General features: G+C 60.5%; 17 protein-coding genes and 1 other RNA gene. 7 read left to right on the top strand and 11 right to left on the bottom strand.

The features are described from left to right. The first annotated feature begins 108 nt into the window (after positions 1-108). Complete coding sequence (locus ACTWLJ_RS08400; RefSeq protein ID WP_401212745.1) at positions 109-1,248, top strand: DegT/DnrJ/EryC1/StrS family aminotransferase; 1,140 nt, start codon at positions 109-111, stop codon at positions 1,246-1,248. A 55-nt stretch (positions 1,249-1,303) separates the two neighbouring features. On the opposite strand, the gene gcvH is transcribed toward ACTWLJ_RS08400, so the two are convergent. The 9 genes from gcvH to ACTWLJ_RS08355 form a co-directional block, all read right to left on the bottom strand. Next, positions 1,304-1,687, bottom strand: a complete 384-nt coding sequence (gene gcvH / locus ACTWLJ_RS08395) for a glycine cleavage system protein GcvH (protein ID WP_445180515.1) — start codon at positions 1,685-1,687, stop codon at positions 1,304-1,306. A gap of 49 nt (positions 1,688-1,736) precedes the next feature. Further along, the gene (gene gcvT / locus ACTWLJ_RS08390) at positions 1,737-2,819 is read right to left on the bottom strand and encodes a glycine cleavage system aminomethyltransferase GcvT (protein ID WP_445180514.1); all 1,083 of its coding nucleotides are present in this window, start codon (positions 2,817-2,819) and stop codon (positions 1,737-1,739) included. Positions 2,820-2,975: 156 nt separating this feature from the next. Next, positions 2,976-4,592, bottom strand: a complete 1,617-nt coding sequence (locus tag ACTWLJ_RS08385) for an ABC transporter permease (RefSeq protein ID WP_445180513.1) — start codon at positions 4,590-4,592, stop codon at positions 2,976-2,978. Positions 4,593-4,810: 218 nt separating this feature from the next. Continuing rightward, positions 4,811-5,815 (bottom strand): extracellular solute-binding protein, encoded by a 1,005-nt coding sequence (locus ACTWLJ_RS08380; protein ID WP_401212755.1) that lies wholly within the window; start codon positions 5,813-5,815, stop codon positions 4,811-4,813. A 247-nt stretch (positions 5,816-6,062) separates the two neighbouring features. Then, positions 6,063-7,280, bottom strand: a complete 1,218-nt coding sequence (locus tag ACTWLJ_RS08375; protein ID WP_445181340.1) for a 2-octaprenyl-3-methyl-6-methoxy-1,4-benzoquinol hydroxylase — start codon at positions 7,278-7,280, stop codon at positions 6,063-6,065. A 9-nt stretch (positions 7,281-7,289) separates the two neighbouring features. Next, on the bottom strand, positions 7,290-7,775 hold the full coding sequence (locus ACTWLJ_RS08370) for a DUF4442 domain-containing protein (RefSeq protein ID WP_401212758.1): 486 nt from the start codon (positions 7,773-7,775) through the stop codon (positions 7,290-7,292). Further along, positions 7,768-8,955 carry a 2-octaprenyl-6-methoxyphenyl hydroxylase gene (gene ubiH / locus ACTWLJ_RS08365; RefSeq protein WP_445180512.1) on the bottom strand — a complete coding sequence of 396 codons (1,188 nt, stop codon included), beginning with the start codon at positions 8,953-8,955 and terminating at the stop codon, positions 7,768-7,770. Before ubiH ends, ACTWLJ_RS08370 begins: the two co-directional genes overlap by 8 nt. Beyond that, a complete protein-coding gene (gene pepP, locus ACTWLJ_RS08360) occupies positions 8,952-10,286 on the bottom strand; it encodes a Xaa-Pro aminopeptidase (protein ID WP_445180511.1) in 1,335 nt (444 codons plus the stop codon). The genes ubiH and pepP overlap by 4 nt, the downstream gene beginning before the upstream one ends. Positions 10,287-10,313: 27 nt before the next feature. Continuing rightward, on the bottom strand, positions 10,314-10,874 hold the full coding sequence (locus ACTWLJ_RS08355; protein ID WP_445180510.1) for a YecA/YgfB family protein: 561 nt from the start codon (positions 10,872-10,874) through the stop codon (positions 10,314-10,316). 127 nt (positions 10,875-11,001) lie between these two features. Between ACTWLJ_RS08355 and ACTWLJ_RS08350 the strand changes: the two genes are divergently transcribed. The 4 genes from ACTWLJ_RS08350 (at position 11,002) to ACTWLJ_RS08335 (ending at position 12,419) form a co-directional block, all read left to right on the top strand. Further along, positions 11,002-11,211 carry a TIGR02449 family protein gene (locus ACTWLJ_RS08350; RefSeq protein ID WP_401212767.1) on the top strand — a complete coding sequence of 70 codons (210 nt, stop codon included), beginning with the start codon at positions 11,002-11,004 and terminating at the stop codon, positions 11,209-11,211. After that, positions 11,208-11,525 carry a cell division protein ZapA gene (locus ACTWLJ_RS08345; RefSeq protein ID WP_401212769.1) on the top strand — a complete coding sequence of 106 codons (318 nt, stop codon included), beginning with the start codon at positions 11,208-11,210 and terminating at the stop codon, positions 11,523-11,525. Before ACTWLJ_RS08350 ends, ACTWLJ_RS08345 begins: the two co-directional genes overlap by 4 nt. A gap of 30 nt (positions 11,526-11,555) precedes the next feature. Continuing rightward, positions 11,556-11,734, top strand: a non-coding RNA gene (ssrS, locus tag ACTWLJ_RS08340) — 6S RNA. Positions 11,735-11,813: 79 nt separating this feature from the next. Then, positions 11,814-12,419 carry a 5-formyltetrahydrofolate cyclo-ligase gene (locus ACTWLJ_RS08335; protein ID WP_401212770.1) on the top strand — a complete coding sequence of 202 codons (606 nt, stop codon included), beginning with the start codon at positions 11,814-11,816 and terminating at the stop codon, positions 12,417-12,419. Between the two features lie 35 nt (positions 12,420-12,454). Here ACTWLJ_RS08335 and ACTWLJ_RS08330 read toward each other — a convergent pair whose 3' ends face one another. After that, on the bottom strand, positions 12,455-12,610 hold the full coding sequence (locus ACTWLJ_RS08330) for a hypothetical protein (RefSeq protein ID WP_445180509.1): 156 nt from the start codon (positions 12,608-12,610) through the stop codon (positions 12,455-12,457). A 197-nt stretch (positions 12,611-12,807) separates the two neighbouring features. On the opposite strand from ACTWLJ_RS08330, the gene ACTWLJ_RS08325 reads away from it, so the two are divergent. Further along, the gene (locus tag ACTWLJ_RS08325; protein WP_445180508.1) at positions 12,808-13,260 is read left to right on the top strand and encodes an EVE domain-containing protein; all 453 of its coding nucleotides are present in this window, start codon (positions 12,808-12,810) and stop codon (positions 13,258-13,260) included. Positions 13,261-13,400: 140 nt separating this feature from the next. On the opposite strand, the gene ACTWLJ_RS08320 is transcribed toward ACTWLJ_RS08325, so the two are convergent. Next, on the bottom strand, positions 13,401-13,808 hold the full coding sequence (locus ACTWLJ_RS08320) for a flagellar basal body-associated protein FliL (protein WP_401212777.1): 408 nt from the start codon (positions 13,806-13,808) through the stop codon (positions 13,401-13,403). Positions 13,809-13,958: 150 nt separating this feature from the next. Here ACTWLJ_RS08320 and ACTWLJ_RS08315 point away from each other — a divergent pair, with 150 nt between their 5' ends. Next, entirely contained in the window at positions 13,959-14,936 is a 978-nt protein-coding gene (locus tag ACTWLJ_RS08315; RefSeq protein ID WP_401212780.1) for an NADPH:quinone oxidoreductase family protein, read from the top strand. The last annotated feature ends 8 nt before the right edge of the window (positions 14,937-14,944 follow it).

Below are 14,944 nucleotides of genomic sequence, written 5' to 3'. Positions count from 1 at the left end.
ACCAGCATAGCAGCCGATACCGGCGCAGACGGCTTGGCGGCGATGGGTATTCCGGTTCATGCTGTGGCGCCTGCCTCAGGCATCCAACCATCGGATGATCAAAGTCTCATGAGCCAACAACCGTTCCTGCCGTTTTCCAAACCCGTCATTGATGAAGCCACGATTGCCGCCGTCGGCGAAGTGCTGCGCAGCGGCTGGATCACCAGCGGGCCGAAGGTCCAGGCCTTCGAAGCACAGCTGTCGGAATACTTCGGCGGGCGCCCGGTGCGCACCTTCAACTCCGGCACCTGCACCATGGAAATCGCTTTGCGTATTGCCGGCATCGGGCCGGGCGATGAGGTCATCACCACGCCGATTTCCTGGGTGGCCACCGCCAACGTGATTCTCGAAGTCGGCGCTACTCCGGTATTCGCGGACATCGACCCGGTGACGCGCAATATCGATCTCGATCAACTGGAAGCGGCGATCACCCCGCGCACCAAAGCAGTGATTCCGGTGTATCTGGCCGGTTTGCCGGTGGATATGGAGCGTTTGTACGCCATCGCCCGAAAACACAATCTGCGAATTGTCGAAGACGCCGCGCAGGCCCTGGGTTCGAGCTGGAACGGTCAGCGCATCGGCGCGACCGGGGACTTCGTGTCTTTCAGCTTTCAGGCGAACAAGAACGTCACCTGCTCCGAGGGCGGTTGCCTGGTCTTGAACACGCCCGAAGAAGCACGGCTGGCGGAGAAGTACCGCTTGCAGGGCGTTACCCGCAACGGCTTCGACGGTCTGGACGTTGATGTGTTGGGAGGCAAGTTCAACATGACCGATATCGCCGCCGCCATCGGTCTGGGCCAGTTTGCCCATATCGAAGCGCTGACCGCCCATCGGCGGGAACTGGCCCGGCATTACTTCAAATGTTTTGGCGCGGACTTCGAAGCGCAGTACGGCGCGCAACTGCCGCCGGCGGACTTCGAAAACAGCAACTGGCACCTGTTTCAACTGGTGCTGCCAGAGCGCAAGGACGGTTTGCCAGCACGGGCGACATTCATGGAGCAGATGCAGGCCAAGGGTATCGGCATCGGCTATCACTACCCGCCGATTCATTTGCTGAGCTTGTACCGCGAGCGCGGCTTCAAGGAAGGGATGTTGCCGGTGGCGGAACGTGTCGGGCGACTGATTGTGTCGCTGCCGATGTTTACCACGATGAGCAAAGAAGATGTCGAGCGCTCGGTCGAGGCGGTGAAAGCCGTCCTCAAACCTTAACCCGCTCTAAATGTAAGAGCTGCCGCAGGCTGCGGCAGCTCTTACGGGGCGAGCATTACTCGCCGATTGCAGCCTTGTACGCATCTGCATCGAGCAGTTTTTCCAGATCAGCCGCGTTGTCTGGCTTGAGCTTGAAGATCCACGCGCCGTACGGATCGGAGTTCAGCAACTCAGGCGAACCACTTAACTCTTCGTTGACGGCAATCACTGCACCAGCGATCGGCGAGTAGATGTCAGAAGCGGCTTTCACCGACTCGACCACCCCAGCCTGTTCTGCGGCAGCGAAGACCTTACCCACTTCAGTCAGCTCGACGAACACCACATCACCCAGCGCTTCTTGCGCGTGATCGCTGATGCCCACGGTGACGGTGCCATCGGCTTCCAGACGTGCCCATTCGTGACTTTCGGCAAAACGCAGTTCGGCTGGGATGTTGCTCATGTTCGGTGCCCTCAGGAAATTGTCAGCGGTCGGACCCGCCGGAAATAGGTTAGATCAAAGTTTTGCCATGACGCACGAAGGTCGGTTTGACCACTCGTACCGGATACCATTTGCCACGGATTTCCACTTCGGCGCGGTCGGCAGTTGCCGTCGGAACACGCGCCAGGGCAATCGATTTGCTTAGCGTAGGAGAGAAACTACCACTGGTGATCTCCCCTTCGCCAACATCAGCGATACGAACCACCTGATGAGCACGCAAAACACCGCGTTCCTCAAGCACCAGACCAACCAGTTTGTGCGCAACGCCAGCGGCTTTCTCCGCCTCCAACGCAGAGCGGCCGATGAACTGGCGCGAGGCCGGTTCCCAGGCAATGCTCCAGGCCATGTTCGAAGCGAGCGGCGAAACGTCCTGATGGATGTCCTGACCATAGAGGTTCATCCCGGCCTCAACCCGCAAGGTGTCGCGGGCACCGAGGCCAATGGGCGAAATACCGGCGCCCACCAGATCGTTGAAAAAACCCGGGGCCTGATCGGCAGGCAGGACGATTTCCAGGCCATCTTCACCGGTGTATCCGGTGCGAGCGATGAACCAGTCGCCGTCGGCGCGGCCTTCAAAGGGCTTGATCTGCTGAATCAGCGTGGCGCGGGACTGGGTCACCAGCTCGGCAATCTTGTGCCGGGCCTGCGGACCTTGAATGGCGAGCATCGCCAGCTCCGGGCGCTCGTGCAGTTGCACGTCGTAAGCGCCGAGATGCGCCTGCATCCAGGCCAGATCCTGATCGCGGGTAGAGGCGTTGAATACCAGCCGATAACCGTCGTCGAGACGGTAGACGATCATGTCGTCGACGATGCCGCCACGGTCATTGAGCATGGTGCTGTACAACGCACGGCCAGGGCTGTGCAGGCGTTCGACGTCATTGGCCAGCAAATGCTGGAGCCAGGCCTTGGCCTGGGTGCCGGCGACATCGATCACGGTCATGTGGGAAACATCGAACACCCCGCAATCGCGGCGCACCTGATGGTGTTCCTCGACCTGCGAGCCGTAATGCAGTGGCATATCCCAACCGCCAAAATCGACCATCTTCGCGCCGAGGGCGAGATGCAGGTCATACAGAGGCGTACGCTGTCCCATGGGTTTCTCCTTCCGGGCGTGGCGAAGGTGCGGACAGCTGCTGTACGGGGTGAAAGCCTTGAAATAGAAGGCTCTCAGCCGATTCCAGCGAACAGATCTGTCAGACGAACCGCACCGAATGCCGCGCATTGTAGCCGCATGATTCAGGGCTGACGACTAAGTGTTTCGATGCGCAGATCGCCGGATCAGGCCGATGACCGGCAACAGTCCGACCAGAACCAGGGTCAGCGCCGGCAATGACGCCCTCGCCCATTCGCCCTCGCTGGTCATTTCGAAGATGCGCACCGCCAGCGTATCCCAGCCAAACGGGCGCATCAGCAGGGTTGCGGGCATTTCCTTGAGCACGTCGACGAACACCAGCAACGCTGCGCTGAGCGTCCCCGGCAGCAATAACGGCAGATACACTTTGAAAAACAGTCGCGGCCCACTGACACCCAGGCTACGTGCTGCTTCGGGCAAAGACGGCCGTATACGCGCCAGACTGTTTTCCAGCGGCCCGTAGGCTACCGCAATGAACCGCACCAGATAAGCCATCAGCAACGCCGCCAGACTGCCGAGCAGCAGCGGTTTGCCCGCACCGCCGAGCCAGCCGGAAAGCGGAATCACCAGTTCCCGGTCGAGATAACTGAACGCCAGCATGATCGACACCGCCAGCACCGAGCCCGGCAACGCATAACCCAGATTGGCCAGACTGACCCCGGCGCGGATCGGCCGGGTTGGCGCCAGCCGTCGAGCGAAGGCCAGCAGCAAGGCGACGCTCACCGTGATAAGCGCTGCCAAGCCGCCCAGATACAGGGTGTGCAGAATCAGCCCGGCATAACGCTCATCGAGATCGAAACGTCCGCGTTGCCAGAACCAGATAATCAGTTGCAGCACCGGAATCACGAAGGCGCAGGCGAACACCAGTCCACACCAGCTCATCGCCGCCCATGCCTTCAAACCACGCAAGTGATACAACGCCTTGACCCGTGGCCGTTCGTTGCTAGCCCGGTTCGCCCCACGGGCACGACGTTCGCCGTAGAGCACCAGCATCACCACCAGCAGCAACAGACTGGCGAGTTGCGCCGCGCTGGAGAGGCTGAAGAAGCCATACCAGGTCTTGTAGATCGCGGTGGTGAAGGTGTCGAAATTGAACACCGAGACCGCACCGAAATCCGCCAGGGTTTCCATCAGTGCCAGCGCTACACCGGCACCAATCGCCGGACGCGCCATCGGCAACGCCACGCGCCAGAAAGCTTGCCACGGCGATTGACCCAGCACCCGCGCAGCCTCCATCAGGCCTTTGCCCTGAGCGAGGAACGCAGTGCGCGCCAGCAGATAGACGTAAGGATAGAACACCAGCACCAACACCAGAATCACCCCGCCAGTGGAGCGCACTCGCGGCAGCCGCAGGCCGCTGCCGAACCACTCGCGTAACAGGGTTTGCACCGGGCCGGCGAAATCCAGCAAACCGACGAAGACAAACGCCAGCACGTAGGCGGGGATGGCGAACGGCAGCATCAGCGCCCAGTCGAGCCAGCGCCGGCCGGGGAATTCGCAGAGGCTGGTGAGCCACGCCAGACTGACGCCCAACAGCGTCACGCCAATCCCGACGCCGAGCACCAGCGTCAGAGTGTTGCCCAGCAAGCGCGGCATCTGGGTTTCCCACAGATGCGACCAGATCTGCTGGTCGATGGTCTGCCACGACAGCAGCAAAACGCTCAGCGGCAACAGCACCAGCGCGGCGATGGCGAAGACGACGGGATACCAGCGGCGTTGGGCGGGGTGGGCCAAGGGAGGTCTCAAAAATTACAGGGCCGACACAAGTTCTGTGTCGGCCATATTCTGTGGCGAGGGAGCTTGCTCCCGCTCGGCTGCGAAGCAGCCGCAAAAGGTTACCAGATCAACTCAGACGACAGACGAGGACGCCATGGGGCCGCTTCGCGCCCCAGCGGGAGCAAGCTCCCTCGCCACAGTAGAATCACTGGACATAGTTTTATCGAGTGATCGACTCAGTTCCAGCCCGCCCGATCCATCATGCGAATCGCTTCAGCCTGACGCTTGCCCGCCACTTCTACCGGCAGTGTATCGGCAACAAACTTGCCCCAGGCCGCCACTTCCTCGGAAGGTGCCACAGCCGGGTTGGCCGGGAATTCCTGGTTCACATCAGCAAAGATCTTCTGCGCCTCAGGTGTGGTCATCCACTCGACCAGTGCCTTGGCTGCTTCCGGGTGCGGTGCGTGTTTGGTCAGGCCGATACCCGACAGATTGACGTGTACCCCACGATCCGCCTGATTCGGCCAGAACAGTTTCACCGGCAGATCCGGCTTCTGCTTGTGCAGGCGGCCGTAGTAGTAGGTGTTGACGATGCCGACATCGCACTGCCCGGCGTTGATCGCTTCCAGCACTGCAACGTCATCGGAGAACACGTCGGTGGACAGGTTGTTGACCCAGCCCTTGAGGATCTTCTCGGTCTTCTCGGCGCCATGCACTTCAATCATGGTCGCGGTCAGCGACTGGTTGTAGACCTTCTTCGCCGTACGCAGGCACAGGCGACCTTCCCAGTTCTTGTCGGCCAGTGCTTCATAGGTGGTCAACTCGCCCGGTTTCACTCGCTGTGTCGAGTAAGCGATGGTTCGCGCACGCAGGCTCAGACCGGTCCAGGCATGAGTGGACGAGCGGTATTGCAGCGGGATATTGGCGTCGATGGTTTTCGAGGTGAACGGTTGGAGGATGCCCATCTGCTCGGCCTGCCAGAGGTTGCCGGCATCGACGGTCAACAGCAGGTCGGCGGTGGCGTTTTCGCCTTCGGCCTTGATGCGCTGCATCAGCGGCGCTTCCTTGTCGGTGATGAACTTGATCTTCACCCCGGTTTTGGCGGTGTAGGCATCGAATACCGGTTTGATCAGTTCATCGATGCGCGACGAGTAAACCACTACCTCATCGGCAGCCTGTGCGGTGGTGCTGCCGATCAGGGTCAGGGCCAGTGCGGTCAGAAGACGCTTGGGTGCCAACATGGGAGTGGTCTCTCGGTCGGGAAATGTGGGCCAAATGATAAGGACTCACATTTACCACCACAATCGAACACTTCCCCAAGTCTTTACCAGATGTTGCGCAAGCTGAAATATGCGGTGGCTGCGCGGACGCCTTCGCTGGCAAGCCAGCTCCCACAGGGTTTCGCGGTGCACTGCGGATTGCAGCTTCACACCGCCCACTGTGGGAGCTGGCTTGCCAGCGATGAGGCCGGCAGCCTCAATAAAGAAGTCAGGGTTTGGCGAGGGCCGGGAGGTCGCCGGTCAGGCCGAGGGCTTCGCGCACGAACAACGCCTTGGCCTCAGGCATCTGCTCAACCAGTTTCAACCCGGCATTACGCAACCAGCGCACCGGCAGCGGATCAGCCTGGAACAAGCGCTCGAAGCCTTCCATCGCCGCCATCAGCGCCAGGTTGTGCGGCATGCGCCGACGTTCGTAACGGCTCAGCACCTTCACATCCGCCAGACGTTCGCCACGTTCGGCCGCTTGCAGCAGCACTTCAGCCAGCACCGCCGCATCAAGAAAACCAAGGTTCACACCCTGCCCTGCCAACGGGTGAATGGTATGCGCGGCATCGCCGATCAACGCCAGACCTTCAGCGACATAACGCTTGGCATGGCGCTGACGCAGCGGCACGCAGACCCGTGGATCAGCGCTGATGACTTCACCGAGGCAACCCTCGAACGCCCGCTCCAGCTCCTGGCAGAACGCCGCTTCATCCAGCGCCATCAGACGCTCGGCTTCGCTCGGGGTGGTCGACCAGACAATCGAGCACCAATCCTGCTGACCATCACGCTCCAGCGGCAAAAACGCCAGCGGCCCGTGATCGGTGAAACGCTGCCACGCCGTCATCCGGTGCGGTTTGCTGCTGCGCACGCTAGTGACGATGGCGTGGTGCAGATAATCCCACTCGCGGGTCGCAACGCCAGTCAGGCGCCGAACCGCCGAATTAGCGCCATCGGCAGCGATGACCAGCGGCGCACGCAAGGTGCGGCCATCGGCCAACGTCAGCAGCCAGTCGTCGCCGGAGCGGCGCATCTGTTCCAGTCGCGCATTGGCCAGCATGCCCAGATCGCAGTCGTGCAAGCGGTCGAGCAAGGCATCCTGTACCACGCGATTTTCGACGATGTGCCCGAGCACCTCGGCATGCACGCTGCTCGCCGAGAAGTGGATCTGCCCGGTGCCGCTGCCGTCCCAGACGTGCATGTCGGTGTAAGGACTGCTGCGCCGTTTGGCGATGCCATCCCAGACGCCGAGGCGTTCGAGAATCCGCTGGCTTGCGGCCGACAGCGCACTCACCCGTGGCTCGAACGGCGCATCGATATCGAACGGTTTGACGCTCAACGGGCTGCCGTCGAGCAGCAGGACTTCCAGCCCGCTGTCCTGCAACGCCAACGCGAGGGCGCTGCCGACCATTCCGGCTCCGACAATCAGCAGATCTGCGCGCATTTCCATGCTTTAAGCCTGTCTCGCTTGCGGCTTGAGCCGCACGTAAAGGGTTTTACCGACCCGCGCCACCAAGTTGCCGGCGCCGTCATGAATGTCGACCTGCAACTGCGGCAGGTATTTCTCGCCACTGGCGGTCTGCCGACGGATCTCGTCGAGCAAGGTCTCGTCGATGTTGAACCGGGCGAACACCCGGCCCTTGCCCGGCGCAATGAAATCGATGTCGGCAGCCTTGTCCCAGACGATGTAACGCGAGCCGAGGTTTTCCATCAACATCAGCATGAAGAACGGATCGACCATCGAATACAGACTGCCGCCGAACTGGGTGCCGACGTAATTGCGGTTGTACCAGCCCAATCCCATCGACACTTGAATGTCGCGAAAGTCATCGCTGATGTGCCGAACCCGCACGCCAGCGCCAAGGTAAGGCGGATAGAACGTCATCACCCAGCGCATCAAGCGTGCCTTGCCGAACGAACGCATCAACCAGTTACGCATCCGGACGTGTTCCCAAACCCATGGCCTGACGGGCGAACCAGCGTTTCGCCGGTGGCAGCAGATCAAGACCGAGCAAACCGATGTTGCGTCCCAGCGACACCAGCGGCTGGGTGCTGCCGAACAGTCGGGTAACTTGATCGGAGAAACCTACGGTGAGCTCTTGATCGAGACGCTGACGCTCGCGATAAGCCTGCAACGTGGCGAAATCGCCCAGCGGTTTGTCGCTGGCGAGCAAGGCTTCAGCCAGCGCATTGGCATCGCGCAGTGACAGGTTGAAACCCTGGCCGGCAATCGGATGCAGGCTGTGCGCGGCGTTGCCGAGGATCGCCAGATGCGGACGCACCTGCTCCTCGGCCTCCACCAGCGACAGCGGATATAGATGCCGCGCGCCAACCTGTTTCAGGGTACCGAGGCGATAGCCGAACACGCTCTGCAATTCGCTGAGGAAATCGCGATCACTCAAGTCCGCCAGACGTTGCGCATCCATGCCCAAACGGGTCCAGACCAGTGCGCAGCGGTTTTCCGGTAATGGCAGCAGCGCCATCGGACCGTCATCGGTAAAGCGCTCGAAGGCCATGCCGTTGTGCGCTTCGCTCGGGGTGATGTTGGCGATCAGCGCGCTCTGGTTGTACGGACGCTTGCGCACATTGATGCCCAGTTGCTCGCGCAGCCCGGAACGACCGCCATCGGCCAGCACGGCGAGGTCGCATTCAATAGTGGTTTCGTCGTTGAGGGTCAGACGATAACCGTCAGCCAGCGGCTCCATACGGGTGACTTCCGCCGGGCAGCGCCAACTGATCACCTCTTTATCGACGTGTTGCCACAGGCACTGGCCGAGCCAGGCGTTTTCCACCACATAACCGAGCGCCGGCACGCCCTCTTCCATCGCCGACAAACGGGCGGTGGAGAAGCGTCCACGGTCGGAGACATGAATCTGCTTGATCGGCTCGGCGCGGCGGGAGATTTCCTGCCACACACCGAGTCGCTGATAAATCTGTCGGGCGCCGAACGACAGGGCCGAGGAGCGCGCATCGTAGCTCGGCTGCCAACCTTCGCCGGGGGCGAACGGTTCGATCAGCACGATCTTCCAGCCACGGGCCTTGGCTCCGGCCTGCAAAGCCAACGCGAGACTGGCGCCGACCAGACCGCCACCGATGATTGCCAGATTGACCCGACTCATGCCACGTGCGCCCGGGCTTGCGCCATCAGCGCTTCGATGTCGGCGACGGTTTTCGGTACGCCGTTGGTCAGGATTTCACATCCGGTTTTGGTCACTACCACGTCGTCCTCGATGCGCACGCCAATGCCGCGCCATTTCTTCGCTACGTTCTGATTGTCCGGGGCGATATAGATGCCCGGCTCCACGGTCAGCGCCATGCCGACCTCCAGCACGCGCCATTCGCCGCCGACCTTGTATTCGCCGACGTCGTGCACATCCATGCCCAGCCAGTGGCCGGCGCGGTGCATGTAAAACGCTTTATAGGCTTCGCTGGCGATCAATTCGTCGACGTTGCCCTGCAACAAGCCCAGCTTCACCAGACCGCTGGTGATCACTCGCACTGTGGCTTCATGCGCCTGGTTCCAGTGCTTGTTCGGGGCGATTTCGGTAAACGCCGCTTCTTGCGAAGCCAGTACCAATTCGTAAATCGCTTTCTGCTCGGGCGAATATTTGCCGTTGACCGGCCAAGTGCGAGTGATGTCGCTGGCATAGCAGTCGATCTCGCAACCGGCGTCGATCAGCACCAGATCCCCGTCCTTGAGCAGCGCGTCATTCTGCTGGTAATGCAGGATGCAGCTGTTGCGCCCGGCAGCGACAATCGAGCCATAGGCCGGCATCTTCGCCCCACCCTTGCGGAATTCGTAGTCGAGTTCGGCTTCGAGGCTGAACTCGTGCAATCCGGCGCGACTGGCCTGCATCGCCCGAATGTGTGCCTGGGCCGAGATCCTTGCGGCTTCGCGCATTACCTTCACTTCTGCCGCCGATTTATACAGGCGCATGTCGTGCAGCAGATGATCCAGGGCAACGAACTCGTTCGGCGGCTGGGCGCCAAGGTGCGCTTTGGAGCGGATCACATTGATCCAGTCCATCAGGTGCCGGTCGAATTCCGGGTTGCTGCCCATCGCCGAATACACCCGGTCGCGACCTTCGATCAGGCCTGGGAGGATGTCGTCGATGTCGGTGATCGGGAAGGCATCGTCGGCGCCGAAGTCGCGGATCGCGCCTTCCTGGCCTGCACGCAAGCCGTCCCACAATTCACGTTCGGCGTTGCGCTCACGGCAGAACAACACGTACTCACCGTGTTCGCGACCGGGCATCAGAACGATCACGGCCTGCGGCTCGGGGAACCCGCTGAGGTACTGGAAATCGCTGTCCTGGCGATAGACGTGCTCGACGTCGCGGTTGCGGATGGCAACTGCGGCGGCGGGCAGGATCGCGATGCTGTTGGGTTCCATCTGCGCCATCAGGGCCTTGCGGCGACGGCTGTATTCCGCTTTCGGGATATGGATCATGGGCAGATGGCTTTCCCTGGCACGCGATTAATGCAACGACGGTTTGGCGGCGGGCGGCACGTCGGCTTTCTTGGTTTCGGAGAACAACAGCAGCGGCGCGACGCGCAGGTATTCCATGACTTCCATGTAATCGCTTTCGCCGTCTTCGGATTCTTCCAGAGCGTCTTGCACCTGAGAGATGGCTGCCAGATCCTGCAGCACTTCAGTGGCTTCGGTGCTCAGCATGCTACTGTCGCGGCAGTTCAGGCCAAAACCGCTGAGGAAACCCTGGCACCATTCGCCCAGTGCGGCGGCGCGGTCAGCCAGTGGCGCGTCATCGGTCGGCAGCAACAGCACGACGGTAACGTCGTCGCCGGTCAGTTCGCCTTTGACCATTTCCTGCAAGCCGATCAGGGCATTGCGGACGTTGTCCTGGATCTCGCCTTCTAGCAATTCGGCGGCATCGATCAACCAGCCTTCGTTGTCGAAGCCGGCTCCGGCGCAACTGCGCCCGAGCAGCAGGCCATGCAATTCGGCAGGCGAGACGTTGTGGCCGCTGGAAGTCAGCAGAGTGGCGAAGGCTTGGTACGGGGAATTCTGAATGGTCATGGGCAGCTAGGCGCCAGACGGCGCTATGTCTAGAATGAAGGCCTTGTATCCTACATCGACAGACTCGCCAAGACTATTAAAGGCTGTCCGCCTGTCACCTCCATCAGACACAAATTCAGTGGACACAATGGAAGACAACGACCTGCAAGCGCTGATGGCCAGACTCGAGCTGCTGATTACCCGAGTCGAGCAACTAAAGAGCCAAAACGGACTCTTACTAGCTCAGGAAAAGACCTGGCGCGAGGAACGCGCGCATCTCATTGAAAAAAACGAAATCGCCCGGCGTAAGGTCGAGTCGATGATTTCGCGCCTCAAGGCCCTGGAGCAAGACTCATGAGTTCAAGCAATAGCGTAACCGTGCAGATCCTCGACAAAGAGTATTCGATCATTTGCCCGCAGGAAGAACGCAGCAATCTGGTGAGCGCCGCACGCTACCTCGATGGCAAGATGCGTGAAATCCGCAGCAGCGGCAAAGTCATCGGCGCCGACCGTATCGCCGTGATGGCTGCACTGAACATCACCCACGATCTCTTGCACAAAGAAGAGCGACCGGACATCCAGGCCAGCGGCTCGACCCGTGAACAGGTGCGCGACTTGCTCGATCGTGTCGATCTGGTGCTGGCCACCGAGCCAGACGTCACCAAGGGCTGATTCGTCAGACCGCTTGAGGTATACTCCCGGCACTCCCTGGGGTGCTTGCCAGTTGACGATGTCCCTGAGCCGATTCGCACTACCCTGGAAGTTGCACGTTGGGCTGGTGTGCATGTCCGCTAGACGGAAAGCCTTAAAGTCTACTGCATCTTCCACCTTGAACTTTCGGGTTCAAGGGCTAAGTTGACAGCGGTTCATCCGGGGAGCCTGATTCGAATCCGATGTCGGTGAAAACCGACATCGGATTTTTTATGCGTACGTTTTCGTCCCACCTGCCGAAGCCGAACCATGACCGAACCCGCGCTGCTACCACGCCCGCAACTTCGCCGCCTGCTGCGCAAGGCGCGCCGCTCGCTGTCAAAGAGCGAACAACGCCAGGCCGCCAAAGGCTTGTACCGGCAACTGGCGCAAGACCCGCATTTCCGCCGGGCGAAACATATCTCTCTATACCTGCCCACCGACGGTGAAATCGATCCGCGCCTGCTGCTGCGTGAAGCTCAGCGTCGGGGCAAGGCGACCTATCTACCGGTGCTCAGTGCCTGGCCGCGAACCAAAATGGTTTTCCAGCGCATCCGCCCCGGCGAGAAACTCAAACCCAATCGCTTCCGCATTCTGGAGCCGCGCGCCTGCCTCGCTCGACAACGCAAAGTCTGGACGCTGGATCTGGTGCTGTTGCCGCTGGTGGGTTTTGACGACGTCGGTGGACGTTTGGGAATGGGCGGTGGCTTCTACGACCGCAGCCTGGCGTATCTGGCGCGTCGAAAAAACTGGCGCAAGCCGACGCTGCTGGGGCTGGCCCATGAATGTCAGAAGGTCGAACGCTTGGCGCAAGCGAGTTGGGATGTACCGTTACAAGGCACGGTCACCGACAAGGCGTGGTATTTCGCAGGATAGACGCCGCGCGGATCAGCGACGTCGGGAAGGCAGTTTCAGCGTTTGAACGCGGTCGACTGTTGTACTTGTTGCGCGACTTCAATCGGTGCATCGGTCTTGTTGGCCCACAGGCTCTGCGCATAACCAGTGGTCACGACGCCCAGGCCGAACAAAATAACCAAAATCCATAGTAAATCCGGTTTGCGTTTCATCGATTGCCCCCCTCAAGGCACATCATCACGATGACAGCAGCGGTTTCCGTGTGTAGGCCGTGCAGCAGCGTCAAGCTTTAAAGGCCGGCATTTTGCGTCAACGTGACCCTCTGCGCAAACGCTGACGTCAACCGACCGTCGGTTTGTCATAAAATTGCCCGACAACCTGCCCAATGACCGTTTCAGGAGCAAAATACATGGCCTATTGGCTGATGAAATCCGAGCCCGACGAACTCTCGATCAAAGGCCTGGAAAAGCTCGGCACCGCGCGCTGGGATGGGGTTCGCAATTATCAGGCGCGCAATTTCCTGCGGGCCATGGCGGTTGGGGACGAATTCTTTTTCTATCACTCCAGCTGCCCGGAGCCGGAAATTGCCGGGATCGGCAAGATTATCAAGGCAGCCTACCCTGACCCGACGGCGCTGGAGCCAGAGAGCCATTACTTCGATCCTAAGGCCAGCCTCGAGAAAAACGCCTGGAGCGCGATCGATGTCGCCCATGTCGAGACGTTTGCGCGGGTGTTGAAGCTTGATTATCTGAAACAGCAGACGGCGCTGGCCGAGATGCCGTTGGTGCAGAAGGGTTCGCGGTTGTCGGTGATGCCGGTTACGGCGGAGCAATGGGCGACGGTGATTGCGCTCAAGCCTTGAGACTTTTTTCGGCTGACAAAATGCAATCGCTGGCAAGCCAGCTCCCACAGGGTTCTGCGGCGATCACATTAATGTGTTTCACCGCAAATCCTGTGGGAGCTGGCTTGCCAGCGAAGAGGCCCGCCCGGACAGCAGAAGTCTTACTGAATGATCAGGTTGTTGAACAACAGATCCTCAACCACCGGCTTGCCAGTCTCGTCATTCATCACTTGCTGAGTCTGCTTCAGCGCTTCCTGACGCAGCTTTTCCTTGCCTTCGATGCTGCCCATCGCTTCGGTAGTCTGCTGAGTGAACAGCGCCACCAGTTGATTGCGAATCAGCGGTTCGTTGGCCTTGACCAGTTTGGCCGACTCATCACCCGTCACCCGCAGCGCGACGTCAGCCTTGAAGACCTTGAGTTTCGGTGTGCCATCCAACCCGTAGTTGCCCACAAAAGGCGGGCTCAGGGTGATGTAGCTAACCTTTGGCGCTTCGCCTTCTTTGGCTTCTTCGGCCAGCGCTGCCACAGGCAGAGACAGGGCCAGCAACAACATGATCCACGCTTTCACAATTCGCTCCTTATCCGGTTTGCGGCCTAGCATAACGACCCGCCGCGCAAGCACAAGCTTATGGGCGACTATCAGGGTCGGGCATGCTCGTTGACCCGTTGACTGACACACCTACACTTATCGGCCATCACTCCCAAAGGAATAGCCCTGATGAAAGCCGTGCTGTGCAAAGCCTTCGGCCCTGCCGAATCGCTGGTGCTGGAAGACGTCGCCAGTCCTGTCGCGAAGAAGAACGAAATCCTGCTGGAGGTGCACGCTGCCGGGGTCAACTTTCCGGACACGCTGATCATCGAGGGTAAATACCAGTTCAAGCCACCCTTCCCGTTTTCTCCGGGCGGTGAAGCGGCGGGCGTGGTCAGCGCTGTCGGTGAAAAAGTCAGCCATTTGAAGGTCGGCGACCGGGTCATGGCCCTGACCGGCTGGGGCAGCTTCGCCGAACAGGTCGCGGTGCCGGGCTACAACGTCCTGCCGATTCCACCGTCGATGGACTTCAACACCGCCGCCGCGTTCAGCATGACCTACGGCACATCGATGCACGCCCTGAAACAGCGCGCCAACCTGCAACCGGGTGAAACCCTGCTGGTACTGGGCGCATCCGGCGGTGTCGGTCTGGCAGCCGTGGAAATCGGCAAAGCCATGGGTGCCCGGGTCATCGCTGCTGCCAGTAGCGCAGAGAAACTCGCGGTGGCCAAAGCGGCCGGCGCCGACGAACTGATCAACTACAGCGAAACCAGCCTCAAGGAAGAAATCAAACGCCTGACCGATGGCCAGGGCGCTGACGTGATCTACGACCCGGTCGGCGGTGACTTGTTCGATCAAGCCATCCGCGCCATCGCCTGGAACGGCCGCCTGCTGGTAGTCGGCTTCGCCAGCGGACGCATTCCCGAATTGCCGGTCAACCTCGCCCTGCTCAAGGGCGCGGCGGTGCTCGGCGTTTTCTGGGGCTCCTTCGCTCAACGTCAGCCACAGGACAACGCGGCGAATTTCCAGCAGTTGTTTGGCTGGTTCGCCGAGGGCAAGCTGAAACCGCTGGTGTCGCAGGTCTATCCGCTGAGCAATGCGGCGCAGGCGATCAATGATCTTGGACAGCGCAAGGCTGTGGGCAAGGTTGTGGTGCAGGTGCGCTGAGCCTGGGA

The organism is Pseudomonas sp. McL0111 (assembly GCF_052567255.1).
This window is presented reverse-complemented; position numbering and strand designations above follow the sequence as displayed.